At 74.2% G+C, this 21,481-nt stretch carries 20 protein-coding genes; 11 read left to right on the plus strand and 9 right to left on the minus strand.

All coding sequences use genetic code 11. From position 1 onward, the window contains the following. Positions 1-155 precede the first annotated feature (155 nt). Entirely contained in the window at positions 156-1,640 is a 1,485-nt protein-coding gene (locus ABZ128_RS17560) for a hypothetical protein (RefSeq protein ID WP_356849280.1), read from the plus strand. A gap of 276 nt (positions 1,641-1,916) precedes the next feature. Continuing rightward, on the plus strand, positions 1,917-3,359 hold the full coding sequence (locus ABZ128_RS17565) for an alkaline phosphatase PhoX (protein ID WP_356849282.1): 1,443 nt from the start codon (positions 1,917-1,919) through the stop codon (positions 3,357-3,359). 27 nt (positions 3,360-3,386) lie between these two features. Here ABZ128_RS17565 and ABZ128_RS17570 read toward each other — a convergent pair whose 3' ends face one another. From ABZ128_RS17570 to ABZ128_RS17585, 4 genes are all read right to left on the minus strand, one after another. Next, positions 3,387-3,572, minus strand: coding sequence for a hypothetical protein (locus ABZ128_RS17570; RefSeq protein WP_356849283.1), 186 nt, complete (start codon positions 3,570-3,572; stop codon positions 3,387-3,389). A gap of 113 nt (positions 3,573-3,685) precedes the next feature. Beyond that, positions 3,686-4,918, minus strand: coding sequence for a TerD family protein (locus ABZ128_RS17575; RefSeq protein ID WP_356849284.1), 1,233 nt, complete (start codon positions 4,916-4,918; stop codon positions 3,686-3,688). Between the two features lie 96 nt (positions 4,919-5,014). Next, entirely contained in the window at positions 5,015-5,236 is a 222-nt protein-coding gene (locus ABZ128_RS17580; protein ID WP_356849286.1) for a hypothetical protein, read from the minus strand. Between the two features lie 47 nt (positions 5,237-5,283). Beyond that, on the minus strand, positions 5,284-6,807 hold the full coding sequence (locus ABZ128_RS17585) for an aldehyde dehydrogenase (NADP(+)) (RefSeq protein WP_356849287.1): 1,524 nt from the start codon (positions 6,805-6,807) through the stop codon (positions 5,284-5,286). Positions 6,808-7,002: 195 nt separating this feature from the next. On the opposite strand from ABZ128_RS17585, the gene ABZ128_RS17590 reads away from it, so the two are divergent. The 6 genes from ABZ128_RS17590 (at position 7,003) to ABZ128_RS17615 (ending at position 13,024) form a co-directional block, all read left to right on the plus strand. After that, the gene (locus ABZ128_RS17590) at positions 7,003-7,788 is read left to right on the plus strand and encodes an IclR family transcriptional regulator (RefSeq protein ID WP_356849363.1); all 786 of its coding nucleotides are present in this window, start codon (positions 7,003-7,005) and stop codon (positions 7,786-7,788) included. A gap of 84 nt (positions 7,789-7,872) precedes the next feature. After that, positions 7,873-8,868: a hypothetical protein gene (locus ABZ128_RS17595; RefSeq protein ID WP_356849289.1), complete on the plus strand. Its 996-nt coding sequence runs from the start codon at positions 7,873-7,875 to the stop codon at positions 8,866-8,868. Between the two features lie 75 nt (positions 8,869-8,943). Next, positions 8,944-10,266: a histidine kinase gene (locus tag ABZ128_RS17600; RefSeq protein ID WP_356849290.1), complete on the plus strand. Its 1,323-nt coding sequence runs from the start codon at positions 8,944-8,946 to the stop codon at positions 10,264-10,266. Then, complete coding sequence (locus ABZ128_RS17605; RefSeq protein ID WP_356849291.1) at positions 10,263-10,937, plus strand: response regulator transcription factor; 675 nt, start codon at positions 10,263-10,265, stop codon at positions 10,935-10,937. Before ABZ128_RS17600 ends, ABZ128_RS17605 begins: the two co-directional genes overlap by 4 nt. A 62-nt stretch (positions 10,938-10,999) precedes the next feature. After that, positions 11,000-12,448 carry a penicillin-binding protein 2 gene (locus ABZ128_RS17610; protein ID WP_356849292.1) on the plus strand — a complete coding sequence of 483 codons (1,449 nt, stop codon included), beginning with the start codon at positions 11,000-11,002 and terminating at the stop codon, positions 12,446-12,448. A gap of 63 nt (positions 12,449-12,511) precedes the next feature. Next, entirely contained in the window at positions 12,512-13,024 is a 513-nt protein-coding gene (locus tag ABZ128_RS17615; RefSeq protein ID WP_356849293.1) for a GNAT family N-acetyltransferase, read from the plus strand. Here ABZ128_RS17615 and ABZ128_RS17620 read toward each other — a convergent pair. After that, positions 13,002-13,418, minus strand: coding sequence for a VOC family protein (locus ABZ128_RS17620; RefSeq protein ID WP_356849294.1), 417 nt, complete (start codon positions 13,416-13,418; stop codon positions 13,002-13,004). The two genes, ABZ128_RS17615 and ABZ128_RS17620, sit on opposite strands and share 23 nt — an antisense overlap. Before the next feature lie 10 nt (positions 13,419-13,428). Next, a complete protein-coding gene (locus tag ABZ128_RS17625) occupies positions 13,429-13,848 on the minus strand; it encodes a helix-turn-helix transcriptional regulator (RefSeq protein ID WP_356849296.1) in 420 nt (139 codons plus the stop codon). Between the two features lie 160 nt (positions 13,849-14,008). Between ABZ128_RS17625 and ABZ128_RS17630 the strand changes: the two genes are divergently transcribed. Further along, complete coding sequence (locus ABZ128_RS17630) at positions 14,009-14,716, plus strand: DsbA family oxidoreductase (protein WP_356849297.1); 708 nt, start codon at positions 14,009-14,011, stop codon at positions 14,714-14,716. Between the two features lie 76 nt (positions 14,717-14,792). Here ABZ128_RS17630 and ABZ128_RS17635 read toward each other — a convergent pair whose 3' ends face one another. Next, positions 14,793-15,878, minus strand: coding sequence for an aminotransferase class V-fold PLP-dependent enzyme (locus ABZ128_RS17635; RefSeq protein WP_356849298.1), 1,086 nt, complete (start codon positions 15,876-15,878; stop codon positions 14,793-14,795). An 86-nt stretch (positions 15,879-15,964) separates the two neighbouring features. On the opposite strand from ABZ128_RS17635, the gene ABZ128_RS17640 reads away from it, so the two are divergent. Both ABZ128_RS17640 and ABZ128_RS17645 read left to right on the plus strand, forming a co-directional pair. Further along, a complete protein-coding gene (locus ABZ128_RS17640) occupies positions 15,965-17,053 on the plus strand; it encodes an amidohydrolase family protein (RefSeq protein WP_356849299.1) in 1,089 nt (362 codons plus the stop codon). Positions 17,054-17,361: 308 nt separating this feature from the next. Continuing rightward, entirely contained in the window at positions 17,362-18,288 is a 927-nt protein-coding gene (locus ABZ128_RS17645) for an SCO1860 family LAETG-anchored protein (RefSeq protein WP_356849300.1), read from the plus strand. A 42-nt stretch (positions 18,289-18,330) separates the two neighbouring features. On the opposite strand, the gene ABZ128_RS17650 is transcribed toward ABZ128_RS17645, so the two are convergent. Both ABZ128_RS17650 and cobC read right to left on the minus strand, forming a co-directional pair. After that, on the minus strand, positions 18,331-19,551 hold the full coding sequence (locus tag ABZ128_RS17650) for a CapA family protein (protein WP_356849302.1): 1,221 nt from the start codon (positions 19,549-19,551) through the stop codon (positions 18,331-18,333). Positions 19,552-20,029: 478 nt separating this feature from the next. Continuing rightward, on the minus strand, positions 20,030-21,451 hold the full coding sequence (gene cobC / locus ABZ128_RS17655; protein ID WP_356849364.1) for an Rv2231c family pyridoxal phosphate-dependent protein CobC: 1,422 nt from the start codon (positions 21,449-21,451) through the stop codon (positions 20,030-20,032). Positions 21,452-21,481: the final 30 nt, after the last annotated feature.

A 21,481-nucleotide genomic window follows, 5' to 3' on the forward strand; every position in this document is an offset into this window, starting at 1 on the left:
ACTGTGGGATGAACCAAAGGTGATGGCCCGCCGGACGTGCCCGAATTGCGTCTACGCTGGTGCGCCGGACGGCCGTCCTGCCGTCCGCAGCCGGACCGTTGGCCGGCCCCCGACTCCAGACTCCCGACTCCGACGTCCGCGAGGAGACCCGCCCCATGTCACCAGAGCCGCACGCCACGCTGCCGCCGGTACGGCTGCCCTCCGATGCGGAACTGGCCCGCGACGCCCTCGTCGCCCCGCTCTTCGCCCGGGCCGTACGGCTGGCCCGCTGGGCCGGGCCCGGCACCCGCGTGGACATCGGCGGCGAACTGGTCGCCGCCCAGCTGCCCGAGGCGGCCGCCGCGCTCGGCCTCGACCCCGCCGACGAGGACGGCCCGGCGCTCGCGAGCCAGGCATGGCGGGTGGCCGTGGACACCGGCCTGGTCGACGTCACCGAGCCGGAGGAGGACGGCGGGGAGGAGAGCGGTACCGCCGCGCCCGGGGAGGACCTGGCCCTGGTGGCCGGGGGCGCGCCCGGCGAGGTGCTCGACCTGTGGCTGGCCGCGCTCGACACCGTGCTCGCCGATGCGGCGGTGCCCGACCTGGAGGGCCTCGTCGACGCCCTGGACGCGGGCGGCGAGGTGGACTTCGACCAGCTCGACTGGAACCCGCAGCGCGAGGCCGACTTCCTCGACGGCGTCCTCGCCAACCTCTACCTGCTCACCGCCGCCGGACACGAGGCCTCCGGCGGTCCGGTTCCGCTGCCCGTGCTAGCCGCCTCGATGGTCATCCCCGAGGACATGGGCGAGCCGACCGACGCCGTCCTGGAGCAGGTCTCCGACGCGATGATGCGGCTCGACGACCAGTTCAGGCAGCTGGAGCCCATCGGCCTGGTCGAGTTCCGGCCCGTCGACGAGGCGCTGATGCGGGAGGCGGACGACGAGGAGCTCGCCACCGGCCCGGTGGCCGGACCGGCCGCCGGGGACCTCGACGACGAGGACGTGTCCCGCTACGGGATGGTCCGGCTCACCCCGCTCGGCCTGTACGGGATCCGCGCCCGCATGATGGAGGCCGGAGTCCGCGCCCCCGCCGTCGGCGAACTGGCCGACAAGGGCGCGGACGCGCTGCTCGACGCGGTCTGCGACTACCCGGAGGGAGCGGCCCAGGCCGAGATGGAGCAGTGGCTCAAGGGCCGCGAGCCGTCCGTCGCCGCCGCCGAACTGCTTGCCGCCGCCCGGGGCTCCGACGAGGGCGGCCCGCTGCGCCGGCTGCGCTGCCAGCAGGCCCTCGCTCCGGCCGGGCCGGAGGTCGAGCCGGCCGTCCGCGCGGTGCTGGACGACCCGGAGCTGGGCGGGCTCGCCCGGGTGTGGCTCGCGGAGCGCGGGGTGGCCGACGTACCGGCGCCGGACGGGGCGATGGTGTTCTGGCTGACCATCGACACGATCGCCGCGCAGCTGGCCGCGGACGGGGAGACGGCGGAACTCCCGCTGCTGATGGAGTCCCTGACCGCCCACCATGCGGGCTTCTTCGACCAGGCCTGGCGGTCCCCCCACCCGGCGACCGCCCACGTACTGGAGGCCATGGGCCGGCTCCACCCGGACAGGAAGGTCGCCAAGGAAGCCCGTAAGGCCGCCTTCAAGGCCCGCTCGCGCCGGCTCTGACGGAGCGCGGAGCAGGCGGCGAGGGGAGCAGTGCGGGGAGGGGGCGGGGAGCGGGAGGACCGGCGTGCGGACCGGATCCGGGGCCGGGATCCGGATCCGCCGGCGACCGCCGGGACGGAACGAGCCGTTCCTGCACCGGACTTGGCCATTCCGGGAGCGGGCAAGGGGTCGGCCTGCCGTCGCGGGTAGTTCAGCCGCCGTTCACGTGCGGGCGGGAGCGTGTGCGCCGACGCCCGCACCACAGGCGCACCCCACCTCCTCACCCCTGGAGAACCGATGGCGCTCAGCCGCAGAGACTTCACCGCCCGAACCGTCATCGCCGGAGCAGGAGTCGCGCTCACCGGGACGGTCGGCGCCCTGGCCACCGCCCCGGGGGCGCTGGCGGCCGACGACAGCACCCGGCGCGACGAGCAGGGCCGGCCCTGCGCGCCCGGCTACGGCCCGCTGGTCCCGGACCCCGCCGGGATCCTTGCCCTCCCCGCGGGCTTCAGCTACCGCGTCATCACCCGCAGCGGTGTCACCACCCTGGAGACCGGGGAGTCCACCCCGTCCAACCACGACGGCACGGCTGCCTTCGAGGGCCACCGCGGAGTCACCCTCCTCGTCAACAATCACGAGCTGAAGGGCCCGCGCACCTCCTGGGCCCACCCCGTCCCGCTCACCGAGGGCCTCGTCTACGACCCGGCCGCCGCCGGCGGCTGCACCGTCGTCGAGGTCCGCCGTGGCGGCGAGGTCGCCGAATGGGTGGGCATCGCCGGTACGTCGACCAACTGCGCCGGCGGGGCCACCCCCTGGGGGACCTGGCTGACCTGCGAGGAGACCGAGGACCTCGCCGGAAAGAACGGCATGACCAAGGACCACGGGTACGTCTTCGAGGTCGACCCGCACGACCGGCGCGCCAACCGCGGGCCGCAGCCGGTCAAGGCCTTCGGGCGGTACGCCCACGAGGCCGTCGTGATCGACCCGCACCAGGGCCACGCCTACCTGACCGAGGACGCCTCCGGCCCCAACGGGCTGCTCTACCGCTGGACCCCGCCGAGCGGGTTCCGCCACGGCCGCGGCAGGCTGCGTACGCTCGCGGCCGACGCCGGGGTGCTGGCCGCCGCCAAGTGCTTCGACAGCGGGGGCCGGTTCGTCGACGACCTCTCGCGCGCGACGAAGATCGGCACCGTGTACGGGGTCGACTGGGTGGAGGTGCCGGACCGCGACGCGAGGACGGTGTCGGTGCGCAAGCAGTTCGGGGAGGGCGCGGTGACCCGCTCGCGCAAGCTGGAGGGCATGTGGTGGGCCGACGGGGGCGCCTACTTCGTCTCCTCCTACGCCCGCGAGGAGAGCCCGGGCGCGGCCCACGACGGCCAGGTGTGGTTCTACGACCCCAAGCGGCGCACCGTCCGGCTGATGGTGCTCCTCGGGGTGAACGCGGACACCTCCAAGGACGGAGCCCTCGACGGGCCCGACAACATCACCGTCTCCCCGTACGGCGGCCTGGTCATCGCGGAGGACGGCAGCGGTCTGCAGCACCTCTTCGGCGCCACCGAGTCGGGCCGCACCTATCCGCTGGCGCGCAACGAGCTGAACATCGGGACCGAGCAGGAGCCGGAGTACTCGGAGTTCACGGGGGTCTGCTTCTCACCGGACGGGCGCACCCTGTTCGCCAACATCCAGGAGCCGGGCATCATGCTGGCCATCACCGGTCCGTGGCGGCGCGTCACGCGCTGACGGCCGGACGGCTGCGCCGCCGCCCTGTCAGGGGGCGGCGGCGACCTCGGTCATCTCGGCGCGGCTGGCTGCGGCCCATTCCTCCAGCAGGAACTCGTACGCCTCGGAGGGCCACTCGTCATCCACCCGCGTCTCGACGAGGCGCCGTATCGCCTCGTTCGCCTCTGCGGCGGACGGGCGGGCGGGACCCGCGGGCCGGAGTGTCTTGTACATGGGTTCAAGGCTACGGGCGGGCACTGACGGCCACCCCTGCTTTAAGGGTGCAATCCATCACCTCGGTCACCGTGAGGTGGGTCACCGTAGCTCGATGTGCCCGCTCCACCTGCTCAGAGTGCCTGGGAGCCGGGCTTGACCATGCCGCGCACTGTGCGCGACTTCACAAACTCGCCCATGGCCGTCATCTCCCATTCGCCCGAGAACTGGCGAATCAGTTTGGCCATCATCACGCCGGTCTGCGGTTCGGCGCCCGTCAGGTCGAAGCGGACCAGCTCCTCCTCGGTCGCCGCGTCGATCAGGCGGCAGTAGGCCTTGGCGACCTCGGTGAACTTCTGGCCGGAGAAGGAGTTCACCGTGAAGATCAGTCCGGTGGCCTCGGCGGGGAGCCGGCCGAGGTCCACCATGATCACCTCGTCGTCCCCGGCTCCCTCGCCGGTGAGGTTGTCGCCCGAGTGCTTGACGGCGCCGCCGAGGATCGACAGCTTGCCGAAGTAGCAGCTGTCGATGTGGTTGCGCTGCGGGCCGTACGCGATGACGGAGGCGTCGAGGTCGATGTCCCGGCCGCCGAACGCGGGCTCCCAGCCCAGGCCCATCTTCACCTGGGAAAGCAGGGGGCGGCCGTTCTTGACCAGGGAGACGGTCTGGTTCTTCTGCAGGCTCACGCGCCCCTTGTCCAGATTGACCTTCCCGGAGCCGGCGGCGGGAGCCGGGGCGGCGGGCGGCGCGGGCGGGGCCGGCGGGGCCGCGGGGGCCGCCGGGGTGCTTCCCCAGGCGGGAGCCGACGGGGCCTGCGGGGCGGGGGCCGGAGCCTGCGGGGCGGGGGCGGGCGCCGCGGCGGGCTCCTCGTCCACGGAGACCCCGAAGTCGGTGGCGATCCCGGCGAGGCCGTTCGCATAGCCCTGGCCGACCGCGCGTACCTTCCAGACGCCGCCGCGCTGGTAGACCTCGACCACCACGAGAGCCGTCTCGGTGCCCAGCTGCGGCGGGGTGAAGGTGGCGATCACCGCGCCGGTGTCCGCGTGGCGCACGGTGGCCGTGGGCTCGATGCCCTGGAAGGTCTGGCCAGCGGCGTCGGGGCTCGCGGTGACCACGATGCGCTCGATGCCGGGCGGCAGCGCGCCGGTGTCCACGGTGATCGAGTCGGGCGCCGCGCCGCCGCCCGACCGGTAGGCGACACCGGGCCCGGACGGCTGGTTGTAGAAGATGAAGTCGGCGTCGGAACGCACCTTGCCGTCGCCCGCGAGGAGCAGACCCGACACGTCGAGCCGCACCGGGGCAGCCACGTCCACCGTCACCCGGACGGCGTTGAGCGGCAGGTTGGAACCAGGGGTCATAGCGGTCATGCACGGAGAACGACCGGAGCCGCTTTGCCGTTCCCTTACCGTCGCGGGAGATTTCCGGTTACCGCCCCCGCCTGCCGCAGCGCGCCGCGGCCCGGGTCAGCGCCGGTTGCGGGGGTGGTTCTTCGCCATCCGCTCGTTGCCGAACTTGTAGGCGCCGGTCCAGCGGGCCATCACCAGCTGGGCGTCGCCCGCCTCCACCTCGGCGAGGAACTTCTCCGCGCGCCCGCCCCGCAGGGTGCCGGCGGCTCGTCCCTGGTGGGTGATGACCACGCTGTGGTCGCCGCGCTGCTCGTAGGTGAATCCATGGGGTCTCGGCATGCCCGGCAGCCTGCCCCGCCCGGGGCGGGGCGGGCAACGGGTTTTGCTCAGCCGCCGGTGACCCGCCGCGGCAGTCCCAGCGGGTTCGCCTCGCGCAGTTCCGGCGGGAGCAGCGGGTCCGGCACCGACTGGTAGGCCACCGGCCGCAGCCAGCGCTCGATCGCGGTCCCCCCGACCGAGGTGGAGTGGGAGGTCGCCGCCGGGTACGGGCCGCCGTGGTGCTGCGCCGGGGCCACCGCCACCCCGGTCGGCCAGCCGTTCACCACGATCCGGCCGGCCAGCGCCGTGACCTGCGCGAGCAGCTCCGCTGCCGGGCCCGGGCCGCCGTCGGTCTCGGCCGAGGACAGCTGGAGCGTCGCGCTCAGGTTCCCCGGAAGCCCGCGCAGCACCGCGCCGGCCTCCTCCTGGTCTGCGTACCGGACCACCACCGTCACCGGACCGAAGCACTCCTCGGTCAGCAGTTCGTGGGCCCCGCCCTCCAGCAGGAGCGCGGCGGGCACGCTCAGGTAGCCCGCGCCGACGGTGTGCTCCCCAGCGGGGCCCGGGGTGACGGGCGCCGTGACGCCGGGCAGCGCGGCCCGCTCGCGTACGCCGGTGACGAAGTTCTCGCGCATCCGGTGGTCGAGCAGCACCCCGGGCCCGGTCTCGCCGAGCGCCTTGGCGAGCGCGCCGGTGAGCCGGTCGCCGTCCGCGCCCTCGGGGACCAGGACCAGGCCGGGCTTGACGCAGAACTGGCCGACGCCGAGGGTGACCGAGCCGGCCAGCCCCGTGCCGATCTCCTCGGCCCGCTCGGCGGCGGCCGCGGGGGTGACCACGACCGGGTTGAGGGAGCCGAGTTCGCCGTGGAAGGGGATCGGCACGGGCCGGGCGGCGGCCGCGTCGAACAGGGCCCGCCCGCCCCGGATGGAACCGGTGAAGCCGGCCGCGGTGACGAGGGGGTGGCGGATCAGCTCCAGGCCCGCGTCGAAGCCGTGGACCACGGCGACCACATCGGCCGGCAGGCCGGCCGTCACCGCCGCCCGGCGCAGCAGCGAGGCGCACAGTTCGGAGGTGGCCGGATGGTCCGGATGGGCCTTGACGACCACCGGGCAGCCGGCGGCGAGCGCGCTCGCGGTGTCCCCGCCGGGGACGGAGAAGGCCAGCGGGAAGTTGGAGGCGGCGTAGACCGCGACGACCCCGAGCGGCACCTTGTAGCGGCGCAGTTCGGGCCGCGGCGGGCTGAGCGAGGGGTCGGCCCGGTCGATCCGGACGTCGAGGTAGGAGCCCTCGTCCACGATGTCGGCGAAGGCCCGGAGCTGGCCGGTGGTGCGGGCGAGTTCACCGGTGAGGCGGCCCGGACCGAGGGCGGTCTCCGCGTCCGCCGCCTCGACCACGCGGGCCGCGGCCCCGTCGAGCAGGTCGGCGGCGGCGCGCAGGAAGGCGGCGCGGACGGCGCGGTCGGCGAGCGCGCCGCGGGCCGCGTGGGCCGCGCGTACGGCCGCGTCCACCTCCTGGGACGTGGCCTCCACCGCAACCTGCTCGCGCTGCTTCCCGGTGCGGGGGTCCACACTCCAGACTGGTGCTGCTGCCATGGCGAACTGCCTCCTGGATCTCCGCTGACCCGCGCGGTCCCGTTCAGTATTCTGAACGCCGTCCCGATGGATGAATGATCACATCCGTCCCGGACTCTATTTGCGCGTCTTCCGCGTTGACAAGAGACAAGAGGGGCAAGAAGGCGAATGACCACAGGGGAGCCCGGCGCGTCCGGTGAGTCCGACGCGTCCGTCATGTCCGTCGCGGGACCGGGAGGCCCGGCGACGGCGCCCGCAGCCGTCAAATCGGCCGTCCGCACCGTCGTGTTGCTGGAGCACTTCGCGGCGCGGCCCGGACTGCACAGCCTCGCCGACATCCAACAGGACCTCGCACTGCCCAAGTCCAGCCTCTACATGCTGCTGCGCACGCTGGTGAACCTGGGCTGGGTGGAAACGGACGCGACCGGTACGCGGTACGGGATCGGCGTACGGGCCCTGCTCGTCGGCAGTTCGTACATCGACGGGGACGAGGTGGTCGCCGCGGCCCGGCCCGCCCTGGACCGGCTCTCCGACGACACCACCGAGACCATCCACCTGGCCCGGATGGACGGTACGAGCGTGGTCTACCTCGCCACCCGGCAGTCCCAGCACTACCTGCGGCCCTTCACCCGCGTCGGCCGGCGGCTGCCCGTGCACTCGACGGCGCTGGGCAAGGCGCTCCTGGCCACCCACTCCGACGCCGAGGTACGGGCGCTGCTTCCGCAGCGGCTGGAAGCGGTCACCGAGCACACCATCACCGACCGCGAGCGGCTCATCGAGGAACTCGCGCTGGTGCGCGAGCAGGGCTACGCGGTGGACCGCGAGGAGAACACGCTGGGGCTGCGCTGCTTCGGGGTGGCGGTGCCCTACCGGACTCCGGCGCGGGACGCGGTGAGCTGCTCGGTGCCGGTGGCGCGGCTCACATCCGACCACGAACAGACCATCAAGGCGGCGCTGTTCGAGGCCCGGGACCGGCTGTCGGTGGCGACGCGGCGGATGTGAGCGGGGGCGGTCTCCCCCGGACGGGGGAGGCGGTTCCCCTTCACGGGGGAGGTGGCGGGACGGCGGGGGCGGGACCGTTGAGCCATGACCACACGAGCCGTTCACACGCCGCGGCCGGCGTATCCGCAGCAGCCGCCGTCCCCCGCGCCGGGGGCCTGGCGCCGGACCCTGCGCGCGGTGGCGATCGCCGCCACCGTGCCCTATCTGTCGCTGAAGATCTCCTGGCTGGCGGGGAGCCACCTCGGCATACCGGAGGGGAGCGTGCTGCGGGAGCCGGGCACCGCCTTCTTCATATCGCTCAACGCCCTGACCGTGCTCATGGACTTGAGCGTGGTCCTGCTGGCCCTCGTGCTCACCCGCCCGTGGGGCCTGCGGGTGCCGTCCTGGCTGCTCGTCCTCCCGGTCTTCACCGCCACCGGCCTGCTGACCCCGATCGTCCTCGGCTTCCCGGGCCAACTCCTGGTGCGGGCCGTGGGGCTCGGGCCGGAGGAAACCCTGCCGGCGGGGGGCAGACCGTTCCTGGAACCCTGGGTGTTCGATGTCGTGTATCCCGGCTTCATCGTGCAGGCGGTGGCCCTGGCCGGCCTGTTCACGGGCTACGCGAGAGAGCGCTGGGGCGGGCCGTGGCAGGGCGTCCTGGGCGGGCGGCTTCCGTCATCCACGGGGGTGGTGGCGGGAGCCGCGGCGGTGACGGCCTCGGCGGTGGCCGCCGGGTACCTGTACTGGGCCTTCGGCGGCACGGCCGGGCAGAACGCAGCGCAGGTGGCCGAGTACTCCTCGGACCGGGTCGTGGTCCACGTCGTCAACGCGATATGCGCACTCGCCGGCGCGGTGGGGGCGGTGCTGCTGGCCCGGGGCGGGGACCGGCGGGCGGTGTGGCCGCTGGCGGGCGCGTGGATCGGCTCGGCCGCGGCGCTGTGGTGGGGGATGTGGCTGATGACCGCCTTGCTGAGCAGCGACTTCGGCCCGGAAGAACAGCCCACCACCGCCACCGCACTGATCTACGCTGGCCAGATGATCACCGGACTGCTGGGCGCCGCGGTGGTCGCACGGTTCCTCACCGGCCGTCGCGCGAGCTGAGGCGGTGGCGGCCCCGCGGGTACGGGCGGGGCCGGGGAGGGGGCGACCCGCGGGCCGGGGCGAAAGGGGGCCGGTGTGAAAGGGCTGAAAGCGGCAGGCCGGGCGATACGGCGCGGGGCGGGGCTGCTGGCGGGGTCGCGGGCTCGGCTGCGGTGGGTCCACCTCGTACTCGGCGGAGCGCTGCTGATGCCGTACTTCCTGCTGACCCAGGTGGCGGTCGGCATCCTCGCCGGCGGGGTCAACGCCCTCGCCTCCTTGCCGCTGAGCCTCGCCGCATATGCGGCGGCGCTGCCGCTGGTGGCCGTGACCGGGGTGTTCGGGCTGGTGCGGCCGATGGCGGTGGCTGCCGTACGGGCCATGTGCGGGGTGCCCGGGGAGCGGCTGGCCGAGGGGCCCGCCCGGTCCTGGGCCGCCCGGGGGCGGACCTCCGCCTGGTGGACGCTGCACCTGGGGGTCGGCGCGCTGATCAGCGGGATGAGCCTCGCGGTGCCGCCCATGGCCGTGGTGCTGATCTGCCTGCCGCTCGTGAGCAGCCTGCGGGAAACCCCGCTCGGGATCGGCTGGTTCAGCACCGGCGCCGACCCGTACGCGGCTCCCCTGCTCGGGGCCGGGCTGCTGGCCGGGCTCAGCCTGTGCAGCGCCGGGGGCGGGGCGCTGCTGGCCCGGCTGGCGCCCGTACTGCTCGGGCCGACGGCCGCGGACCGGCTGGCCGCAGCCGAGGAGCGGGCCGCCGACCTGGCGGTGCGCAACCGGCTGGCCCGGGAGCTGCACGACGCGGTCGGGCACGCCCTGAGCGCCGTCAGCCTCCAGGCCGCCGCCGCCCGGCGGGTGCTGGACCGGGATCCGGAGTTCGTACGGGAGGCGCTCGCCGCGATCGAGGACACCACCCGGCGGACAGTGGGGGAGCTGGACACCGTACTGGGCCTGCTGCGGGACGGGGACGCGGCCCGGCCGGACGCCGCGCCCGCGCCGACCCTCGCCGCCGACCTCGACGGACTGCTGGCCCGCACCCGGGCCGCCGGCACGCCCGTCACCGCCGAGCAGGACCCGGGACCCGTCGGGGACTGGGGCCAGCTCCCGGCGATCGCCTCCCGCGAGGCGTACCGGATCGTGCAGGAGGGGCTGAGCAACGCCCTGCGCCACGGGGCGGGCCCGGTGGCCCTGCGGCTCGCCGTGCAGGAGCGGCCAGGGAAGGCAAGCAGACACCGTGAACTGGAGATCGTCATGACCAATCCGCCGGGAACCGGCAGGGAGCGCGAGCCACGCACCACCGGGGGCCGCGGGCTGCACGGTGCCACCGAGCGCGCCAGACTGCTCGGCGGTCACGTCGAGGCCGGCCCCGACCAGGGGCTGTGGCGGCTGCGGGCGGTCCTCCCGCTCGGCGGGCAGGCCCGATGAGCGCGGCGCCGCGCCCGCCGGTGCGGATCGTGCTCGCCGACGACGAGCAGATGGTCCGCACCGCCCTGCGGGTCATCCTGGAGGCCGAGCCCGACCTGGAGGTCGTCGGCGAGGCGGCGTCCGGAGCCGAGGCGGTCCCGCTGATCCGCTCACTGGCCCCCGACGTGGTGCTCATGGACGTACGGATGCCCGAGATCGACGGCATCCGCGCCACCGAGCAGATCACGGCCACGATGGCCGACCCGCCCCGCATCGTGGTCGTCACCACCTTCGAGAATGACGCGTACGTCTACGAGGCGCTGCGCGCAGGAGCCGCCGGCTTCCTCCTGAAGCGTGCCGATCCGGACGAGCTGGTCGGCGCGGTCCGTCTCGTGGCCCGCGGCGACTCGCTGCTCTTCCCCGCGGCCGTCCGTGCCCTGGCCGTCGGCCACGCGCCCGGTGCGCCCGCCGCCCCCGCGCCCTGGGTGGCCCGGCTCACCGACCGGGAGGCCGACGTCCTGCGCCTGATGGCCACGGGACTGTCCAACCACGAGATGAGCCGGCAGCTGGGCGTGGGCCCCCAGACGGTCAAGACACATGTGGCCGCGGTGCTCTCCAAGACGGGCTCCAGGGACCGCACCCAGGCCGTCATCGCCGCCTACGAGGGAGGCTTCATCATGAGGAAAAGCTGAGAACCCGGCCACAACCGGGGCAGAGCGGAACGGCTCGGCGCGTTCGAACGTCCTTCTGGGGGATGAACAAGACGATCAGGCGTGCGTCGGTCTTCTGTCTGCTCCTGGTGCTGGCCCTGTTGCTGCGGGTCACCTGGGTGCAGGCCTACCAAGGCCAGGCCCTCGCAGACAACGAGAACAACCGGCGGAACCTCATCGGGCAGTACGAGAACCCGTTGGGCAACATCATCGTGGGCGGGGAGGCGATCACCGGATCGGTGCGGACCGGGGGCAAGGACTTCGGCTACAAGCGCACGTACGTCGACGGCCCGCTCTACGCGCCGATCACCGGCTTCAGTTCCCAGGCCTTCGGCACGAGCATGCTGGAGGGCGTCTACAAGAACGTCCTCAACGGCTCCGACAGCCGGCTGAAGACCGTGATGGACCTGCTCACCAACAAGCGGGCGGCCCCCGGCAACGTCCTGACCACCATCGACAAGGACGTGCAGAAAGCGGCGTACGACGCGCTCCAGGGCAAGCAGGGTTCGGCCGTGGCGATCGACCCCGCGACCGGTGAGATCCTCGCCATGGTGAACAACCCGTCGTTCGACCCGGGCCGCATCAGCGGCGCCAACGACGAGGCGGCCTGGAAGGAGCTGTCCGCCGACCAGGGCAAGGCGATGGAGAACGTGGCACTGCGCAAGCCGCAGGCGCCCGGCTCCACCTTCAAGCTGGTCACCCTGGCTGCGGCCATCGAGAACGGGCTGGTCACCAGCCTCGACACGCCCACGGGCACCCCCGACCCGTACACGATCCCCGGGACGCGGACCCAACTGCCCAGCGAGGCGGGATCGGCGGCCTGCAACAACGCCTCCCCGCGCACGGCGCTGCGGCTGTCCTGCAACAACGTCTTCGCGGAACTGGCCTCCAAGCTGGGCCAGGACAAGATGCGCGCGATGGCCGAGAAGCTCGGCTTCAACGTGAACGTGCTGACCCCGGTCACCACCCGCGTGCCGAGCAAGTACCCGACGGCGAAGATGTCGGTCGACCAGGTCGCCCTGACGGGTATCGGCCAGTTCGACGTGCAGGCCACCCCGCTCCAGATGGCGATGGTGACGGCCGCCGTCGAGAACGGCGGCAAGCTCGTCGCCCCGCACACGGTCTCCGAGGTCACCGACGCCGGCGGGGACGTGCTGGAAAGCTTCAAGAACCCGAAGTCCGAGCAGGTGATGAGTGCCAGGACGGCCTCGATGCTGCAGGACGCCATGCGGACCGTCGCCACCGAGGGCGGCGGCAAGCCCGCCCAGGTGGCGGGGGCCGAGGTGGGCGGCAAGACGGGTACCGCCCAGCGGGGCGTGAAGAACAGCCTGCCGCCGCTGGCCTGGTTCACCTCGTACGGCAAGCTGGGCGGCAAGCAGATCGCGGTCGCCGTGATGATCGAGAACTCGGACACCGACCGCTCCGAGATCGGCGGCGGGAAGCTGGCCGCTCCCATCGCCCAGAAGATGATGGCGGCGTGGCTGAAGAAGTAGCCGCGCACGGTGCCGGGACCACGCGCCGGGAACCGACACGGTTCCCGGCGCGTTTCCCCTCCCATGATCAGGAACGCGTACCCCGCAGACCTCGATGCCATCGCTGCCCTCCACACCCGGGCGCGTGCCACCTACTACCGCGGCCGCATCCCGGAGGAGGCCTACGCGGGCCCGGCCGAACTGGCGCGGAGCCGGGAGGCCTGGTCCCGGGCCGTGGCCCGCAGTGACGCCGAGGGCAGGGTGTTCTGCGCCGAGCAGGACGGAGAGCTCACGGGAGTCGCGGCCTTCCGCACCACGGCCGGCGAGACCACCCTCACCCAGCTCCACGTCGACCCGGACCACTGGCGCCGCGGCACCGGAGCCGCCCTGCACGCCGCCTGCCTCGACGCCTGGCGGCGGTCAGGCATAGCCCGGGCCCGGCTGGAGGTGTTCGAGCACAACCTGCGGGCCCAGGCCTTCTACGCCCGCCACGGCTGGCGGCCCGACCCGGCGGCCCCGCGGACCGGCTCGCACCTCACGCTCTGGCTCGCCGTCGGACGGCCGGGGCCGGACCTCACCGCCCCCGGGGCTGGGTGAAGCGCAGCAGGTTGCCGGAAGGGTCGCGGAAGGCGCAGTCGCGGACTCCGTAGGGCTGGTCGACCGGCTCCTGCACCACCTCGCCGCCCGCGGCGCGGATGCGTTCGAAGGTGGCGTCGCAGTCCTCGGTGTCGAAGATGACCCCGCGCAGCAGCCCCTTCGCCAGCAGCTCGGCCATGGCCTGCTTGTCGGCGGGCGAGGCGTTCGGGTCGGCCAGCGGCGGTTCGAGGACGATGTTCACACCCGGTTGCGACGGCGCGCCGACGGTCACCCAGCGCATCCCCTCGAACCCGACGTCGTTGCGGACCTCCAGGCCGAGGACGTCCCGGTAGAAGGCCAGGGCCTTGTCGTGGTCGTCGACGGCGATGAAGCACTGCGAAAGCCTGATGTCCATGCGTTTCACGCTAAGGGCGGGGGGCGGCCTTCGCTCCTCCGTTCCTGACCGGTCGCGTGTGGATCTTCGCGACGCAGGCCGGGACGGCGGCGCCCTCGTCATGGGGGCGGGCCCGGTAGGCGCTCGGGGTCTCGCCGACCAGCTCGGTGAACCGAGAGCTGAACGAGCCCAGCGAGGTACACCCGACCGCGAAGCAGACCTCCGTCACCGTGAGGTCGCCCCGCCGCAGCAGCGCCTTGGCCCGCTCGATCCGGCGCGTCATCAGGTAGCTGTACGGCGTCTCCCCGAAGGCGGCGCGGAAGCTGCGGGAGAAATGGCCCGCCGACATGAGGGCGGTGCGCGCCAGCGCCTCGACGTCGAGCGGCTCGGCGTACTCGCGGTCCATCCGGTCACGGGCCCGGCGCAGCCGGACGAGGTCCTCCAAGGTCACCCGACCAGCATCCCACAGGGTCCCGGAGGGCCGTCCGGGGAATGAGACGGTCCGCCCCGCGGTTGGTTGAAGGCGGAACCGTCCCCCCCCGGCGGGACCCCGACAACCCCGGCGGACCCGCCGGCCCGGCGAATCCGCCGACCCGAGAGAAAGAAGGATCATGCGCGTCGAGATCTGGAGCGACATCGCCTGCCCCTGGTGCTACATCGGCAAGGCCCGCTTCACCCGGGGCCTGGCCGGGTTCGCGCACCGTGACGAGGTGGAGGTCGTCCACCGGTCCTTCGAGCTCGATCCGAACGGCCCCAGGGGCACCACCGCGCCCGTCCTGGAGATGCTGGCCAGGAAGTACGGCCGCACCCTCGACGAGGCGCGCGCCATGGAGGAGCACGTCGCCGCGAGCGCCCGGTCCGAGGGCCTGGACTACCGCACCGACGGCCGCGACCACGGCAACACCTTCGACATCCACCGCCTGCTGCACCTGGCCGCCGCCCGCGGCCGCCAGGAGGAACTGCTCGACCTCGCCTTCCGGGCGAACTTCGCCGAGGAGCGCTCCGTCTTCGACCCCCAGGTGCTGCTCGCCCTCGCGGTCGAGGCCGGACTCGACGAGGCCGAGGCCCGCGCCGTCCTCGCCGACGACTCCGCCTACGCCGCCGAGGTACGGGCGGACGAGCGCGAGGCGGCCGAACTCGGCGCCAACGCCGTGCCGTTCTTCGTCCTCGACCGCCGCTACGGCATCTCCGGCGGGCAGCCCGCCGAGGTGTTCACCCGGGCTCTGGAAGAGGCCTGGGCGGGCCGGGCCGTCACCGGACCCGCCCCCGCGGCCGACGCCTGCGAGCCCGACGGAGCCTGCGCCGTACCGCAGGCCTGAACGCCGTCCCGCAGGCCTGAACGCCCTCCCCTGAACGCCCTCCCCGGGCCGGGACCCGTCCCGGGGAGCACCGGCCTCAGTGCAGGGCGGCTGCCCAGGCGGCTTCCGCCGAGGCCAGCGCCTCGGACGGGTCCGCCGCCAGCGCCTCGGCCAGAGCCGCCAGGCACGCCCGTACCACCGGGAGCGCGGCGTCCGCGCCGTAGTGGTTGACCCGGACCATCTCCCGGCCCAGCGCCCCGCCGCCCGCCGCCAGCGGAGCCGCCGGGTCCGCGGCCAGCGCCCGCGCCACCACCAGCGAGGCGTCGTCCGCGACCCGCAAGGTGGTGGCGACCGGCGCCGCCTGCGCGGCCACCGGCACGTACGGGGCGATGCCGAGCGCCACGGCGCCCGCGCGGGTCGCCGCCGAGGCGGCGGCGTGGCGGGCCGTCACCCGGATGAGCCCCTCGTCCGCGATCCGGTCCAGGCAGGCTTCCAGCGCCAGCATCTCCAGCTGCGCGGGGGCGTGCAGCAGCGCCTGGCGGCCCCCGTCGATCCAGCGTTCCTTCCAGTCCAGGAGCGAGAGGTAGGAACGGCGCGGCGCCGCCGGATTCTGCGCGAACCGGGCCCACGCCCGCTCCGAGACGGACACCGCCGACACCCCCGCCGGGCCGCCCATCGCCTTCTGCGCCCCGATCACGCACAGGTCCACGCCCCACGCGTCGGGCAGCAGCGGCTCCGCAGCGACCGACGCCACCGCGTCCAGCATGAACAGCGCACCGTGGGCGCGCACGACCTCGCCGATCTCCGCGACCGGGTTGGTGTTGCCGGTCGCCGCCTCGGCGTGCACCAGCGAGACGAAGTCGATCTCCGGCCGCTCGGCCAGCGCCTGCGCCACCGCACCGGCGCCCACCGCCGTGTCGAAGGGCACCGCCAGGTCCACGACGGCCGCCCCGCAGTCGCGCAGCCAATGGCCGAAGGTGGTCCCGTACGGGCCGGTGACGATGTTCAGCGCCGTCGAGCCGGGCCGGGCCGCCGAGCGGATGCAGGCCTCCAGCGGCAGCAGCGCCTCGCCCTGGGTGATCACCACGTCCTGGCGCGTGTCGAGGAGCTCCGCGACCCGCTGCTCGATCGACCCGAAGCGCTCCGCGGTGAGCGGCGGAAGGTCCAGGAAGGGGTGGTTCACGGCGGTGCTCTCTTCGTCCGGGGCTCCGGGGCTCCGGCTCCGGGGCTGTCGGAAGAGCCTACCGAGGACGCACGTACAGTGCGGGCATGACCGATGACGTGCTGCATGTGAAGGGGCGTGTGCTCGTCGGGCCCGACGACGTGCGCGACGAACTCTGGGTGGTCGGCGGCCGGATCACCTACGAGCGCCCGCGCGGAGCCCGTGGGACCACCACCGTGTCCGGCTGGGCCCTGCCCGGACTGGTCGACGCCCACTGCCACGTGGGTCTGGACGCCCACGGTCCGGTCGACGCGGAGACCGCCGAACGCCAGGCCCTCACCGACCGCGACGCCGGGACCCTGCTCATCCGTGATGCCGGATCACCCTCCGACACCCGGTGGATCGACGACCGCGAGGACCTCCCGAAGATCATCCGGGCCGGCCGGCACATCGCGCGCACCCGCCGCTACATCCGCAACTACGCCCACGAGATCGAGCCCGCCGACCTCGTCGCGTACGTGGGCCGCGAGGCGCGGCGCGGCGACGGCTGGGTGAAGCTGGTGGGGGACTGGATAGACCGCGAGGCCGGGGACCTGACGGCCTGCTGGCCGCGCGCCGAGGTCGAGGCGGCCATCGCGGAGGCCCACCGGCTGGGCGCCCGCGTCACCGCGCACTGCTTCGCCGAGGACTCGCTGCGCGATCTGGTCGAGGCGGGCATCGACTGCATCGAGCACGCCACCGGGCTCACCGAGGGCACCATCCCGCTGTTCGCGGAGCGCGGGGTGGCGATCGTCCCGACGCTGGTGAACATCGCGACCTTCCCGAAGCTGGCGGCGGGCGGCGAGGCGAAGTTCCCGCAGTGGTCCTCCCACATGAGGCGGCTGCACGAGCGGCGCTACGACACGGTCCGGGCCGCCTACGACGCCGGCATCGCGGTGTACGTCGGCACCGACGCGGGGGGCTCCCTGCCGCACGGCCTGGTCGCCGCCGAGGTCGCCGAGCTGGTGAAGGCCGGAATCCCGGCCCTGGACGCCCTCTCGGCGACGGCCTGGGCGGCCCGCGAGTGGCTCGGCAGGCCGGGCCTGACCGAGGGGGCGCCCGCCGATCTGGTGGTCTACGGCACCGACCCGCGGGCCGACGTACGGGCGCTGGCGCAGCCGCTGCGGGTGGTGGTGAACGGCGCCGTGCGCGCCTGAGGGCCTTCCCGGGGAGCGGGATTGACGAGGCGTGACGTACGGGCCCCGGCGGTCGTTGTAAACGGCCGGACGGGGCCCCGGCGTTCGACGGACGCCGCTCGTGGTGTGGCGGAAGAGAACTGCCGTTCCTCGTGAGGCACGGTTAATCGAATACGCGGGTGAAAACCACCCGTTGGTGTGAACTCACCCGAGGTTGCCGCCCGTTCACTCTCCGTGCGTAAGGATTCCGAGGGTCGAGGCCGTCGGCGCGCGCCAATGTCCCCCATGGGCGCCGCGACGGCTCCCCACTCTCCGGGAGTCCCACCACCGTGAACCGCAACACCTTCCGCATGCCCGCGGCCGCCCTGCTCGCCACGGGAGCGGTCGCCCTGCTCACCGCCCCGCCCGCCTTCGCCACGGGCGGCGGCGCCACCGGGCCCGCCGCCGGCACCGGCACGGCCGGCGCCGTCGTCCTGCGCACCGGACTGGACGTGGGTCTGCTCAACAAGACCGTCCACCTGCCGCTGAAGACCACCCTCAACGAGGTCAGCGCCCCGGCGGCGGCCGACAAGACCGCCCTCAGCGTCACCCTGGACGGGGTCGAGGGCGGGCAGCCGGTGCAGGTCCTGCGCGCCGACGCGGCCACCGCCAAGGCCACCGCGGACGGGAGGCGCGCCGAGGCGGCGGCCGACCTGGTCCACGCCCGGGTGCACGTGCCCGGACTGCCGCTGCTCTCCCTCGTCGAGGCCGAGAAGGTCACCTCCAGGGCGGTGTGCGAGGCGGGCAAGAAGCCCGTGGCCACCGCGAACGCCCTCGGGACGGTCACCGTCCTCGGCAAGAAGGTCACCCTCTCGGCGGGCGGCCCGACCAAGGTCGAGATCCCGAAGGTGGGCCTCGTCAGCCTGGAGCTGTCCGGTACCGAGACCACCTCCACCACGGCCGCCGCGGCCGCGCTCCGCCTGAAGGTGTCGGTCAACCCGCTGGACCTGAACGTGGCACAGGTCGAAGGCGAGGTCGTGCTCGCGGAGGCCCGCTGCACCTCCCCGGCCGGGTCCGTCCCCCCGCCCGCCTCGACGCAGCCCGACGTCAAGCCGCAGACCGGCGCGTCCGGGACCGGCGCCGCCCTCACCAACGAGGCGGGCCTGGCCGAGACCGGGGGCGGTTCCCTGACCCCGTACGTGGCCGGCGGCGCGCTCGTGCTGCTCGGCATCGGAGCGGGGGCCCTGGTCGTGACCCGGCGGGGCCGCGCCTCGTAGGCGGCCCGGCCGGCCGCATCCCGCCGCTGCGCGCCGGGCCCGCTAGCGGGTCGCGCGCTCCAGGCCCTGCCGGTCGGCGCCGCGCGCCAGCACGGCCGCGCTCACCTGCTGGTCCACGGCGGCGTACGCGGCCTGCTTCGCGGGGCCCAGTGCGCCGTCGGAGGCGGCGCACGAGGCGCACACGACGCGGAACGGCGGGCCCATGTCGGAGAACTGCGTCAGGTACTCGGCCTTGACCACCTCCCAGCGGCCGGTGTGCGCGGCCGCCGGGGCGAAGGTGAACCGGGGGATCGAGGACATGTTCCCCCGGGCCTTGTCCGCCTCGTAGAAGCTGGCGACCTGGTCGCCCATGCCGAAGACCACCCACGTGCCGTTGATCTTCTCGTACGGCTGCGGCACGTGGTTGTGGGTGCCGAGGATCAGGTCGATGTCGGGCAGCCCGTCGGGGCCGCGCGAGGCGGTCAGCGCCTGGGCCAGGTCGAGTTGCTGCCGGTCCGGGGCCGTCTGCCACTCGGTGCCCCAGTGGACGCTGAGGACGACGACGTTCGCACCCGCCGCACGGGCCGCGCGGGCGTCGGCGATGATCCGGTTCTGGTCGATCAGGTTGACGGCCCAGGGCTTGCCGGCCGGGAGCGGGATGCCGTTCGTGCCGTACGTGTAGTCCAGCTGGGCGACCTTCGCGCCGCCCGCCGAGAGCAGGGCCGGGGCCTTGGCCTCGTCGGCGCTGCGGGCCGAGCCGACGTGCTTGATGCCGACGCGGTCGAGGTGGTCGAGGGTGCGGACGAGGCCGTCGTACCCGTCGTCCAGGGTGTGGTTCGAGCCGGTCGAGCAGCTGTCGTACCCGGCGTCCTTCAGGGCGTCGGCCAGCTGGTGCGGGGCCTTGAAGGCGGGATATCCGGTGTAGGGGCCGCCGGGCCGGCCGTACGGTATCTCGTGGTGGCATATCGCCAGGTCCGCGGCGGCCACCAGGGGCTTGACCCCCGCGAGTATCTTCCGGAAGTCATGGCCGGCGCCGCTGCCCTGGGCGTCGTCCGCGGCGCGCTGGACGATCGACGGGTACGGGATGATGTCGCCGGTCGCGACCAGGGTGAACGGCTTGGCGTCGGCGGCGGGGGTGGCCTTGCCCTGGCCGGGCCTGCTCTGGAGCCGCTGCTCCGTGCCCGCGCCCGAGCCGTGGTCGAGCAGGCTCGGCAGGGCGATGATCCCGCCGGCCACGACCGCCACCGCGGCCACGACCGCCCCCGTTTTGGCTGTTGTCTTCATTTCCGGCCCCCCGAAACCACCCGGCTGATGTGCTGATCATCGCCCAAGCCGCCGGTGTCCGCCACGGGAAGCACCCGGTCCGCATCGGTCTCGCCGCAGGTCAGCCACCCAAAACCCGATACCGCCCGCGGTATCTGCCTGGCTCCCGGTCGGCGGCCTTCCGGCTCTCGCCGTGCCAAGTCCCGGAGCCGCGGCTGCGGACCGTGCCCCCGCCCGGGGCTCGGCTGTGTCCCGACCCGCGATCCCTCCCGGAGTCTCGCCCACGGCGTTGGCCCGTCGTTCGCTGTGGGGAGCCTGGCCGGCCGCCTTGGCGCGTCCACCGCCCGGAGCCTGGGCGCGGTTCGGGCGCGCCCTCCTCCGGGGAGCCTCGCGCCGCGGCCATGGGGCGTGCTCCCTCCCGGAGTTCGGATGGGCCCGGGCCCAGGCCCGCTTCGGGGAGCCTGGTCCGGGGCGCGGGTGGGGCGCGGGTGGGCGTGAGTCAGGGGGTGGTCAGGGTCAGGGCGTGGTCCATGGCCTGGAGGAGGCGGCCCGTCGTCGCCCGGTCGCGGACCGCCAGGCGGAGCCAGGAGTGGTCCAGGCCGGGGAAGGTGTCCCCGCGGCGGACGGCGAAGCCCAGGGCGCGCAGGCGGGTGCGGATCTCCGCCGCCCCGGCCACCTGGATGAGCACGAACGGCCCCTCCGCCACGCCCGCCACGCCGATCTCCTCGAACTCCGCGAGCCCCGCGAGCAGATGCGCCCGGTCCACCGCGATCTGCCGGGCCGCGGCCTCCGCCTCCGCGAGTGCCGCCGGGGACACGCAGGCCTCGGCCGCCACCAGCGCCGGCGTCGAGACCGGCCACAGCGGCTGGGCCGCAGCCAGCTTGGCGATCACCTCCGGCTCCGCCAGCACGTAGCCGATCCGCAGCCCCGCCAGCCCCCACGTCTTGGTCAGGCTCCGCAGCACCACCAGTCCCGGCACGTCGGTCCGCCCGGCCAGCGCCTCGCGCTCACCCGGGACCGCGTCCATGAACGCCTCGTCCACCACCAGGATCCGGCCGGGCCGGGCCAGCGCGGCCAGGGTCGCCGCCGGGTGCAGGACGGACGTCGGATTCGTCGGATTGCCGACCACCACCAGGTCCGCCTCCTGCGGCACCGCCGCCGGGTCCAGCCGGAACCCGTCCGCGGCCCGCAGCACCACCCGCTCCACCCGGTGCCCCGCGTCCCGCAGGGCCGCCTCGGGCTCCGTGAACTGCGGGTGCACCACCACCGGCCGCTGCGCGCCCAGCGCCCGCGCGATCAGCACGAAGGCCTCCGCCGCCCCGGCCGTCAACAGCACCCGGTCGGCCGGAAGCCCGTGCCGTTCCGCCACCGCCGCGCGCGCCGCCCGCCCGTCGGGGTATGCGGCGAGCACGTCGAGCGAAGCCGCGATCCGCTGCTTGAGCCACTCCGGCGGGGTCTGCGCCCGTACGTTGACCGCGAGGTCCACCAGCGTTCCGCCGTCGCCGCGCACCTCCGCGTCCCCGTGGTGGCGCAGGTCGTGCGGCTGCGCCGTGGCCACGGCGCAGGTCGCGGCCACCGACCGGCGCTTGGGCACGAGGAGTTCCCCGCCGCCCGCCAGCGCCGCGGCCTCCGCCACCGAGGCGGTGCCGGCCGCGCCGCGCACGGTTTCGGAGGGGTGCGGCACCTCGACGGCCGCGAGGTCCTCCGCCGGATAGCTGAGCAACGGCACGCCGAAACGTTTCGCCGCGCCCGCGATCCCCGCCTCGCCCGCCTTCGACTCCACCGTGGCCAGCGCCTTCACCGCGCCCGCGGCCAGCCCGGCCCCGCGCAGCGTCTCCTCGACCAGGGCGCAGACCTCCGCCACGGACACCCCCGCGCGTCCGCCGACCCCGACCACCACCTGCGCCGCGTTCTCGCCCATCGGGTTCACGCCCTCTCCGTCGTCGTCAAT

Origin of the sequence: Streptomyces sp. NPDC006326 (assembly GCF_040612915.1) — a bacterium.
Lineage (GTDB): Bacteria > Actinomycetota > Actinomycetes > Streptomycetales > Streptomycetaceae > Streptomyces.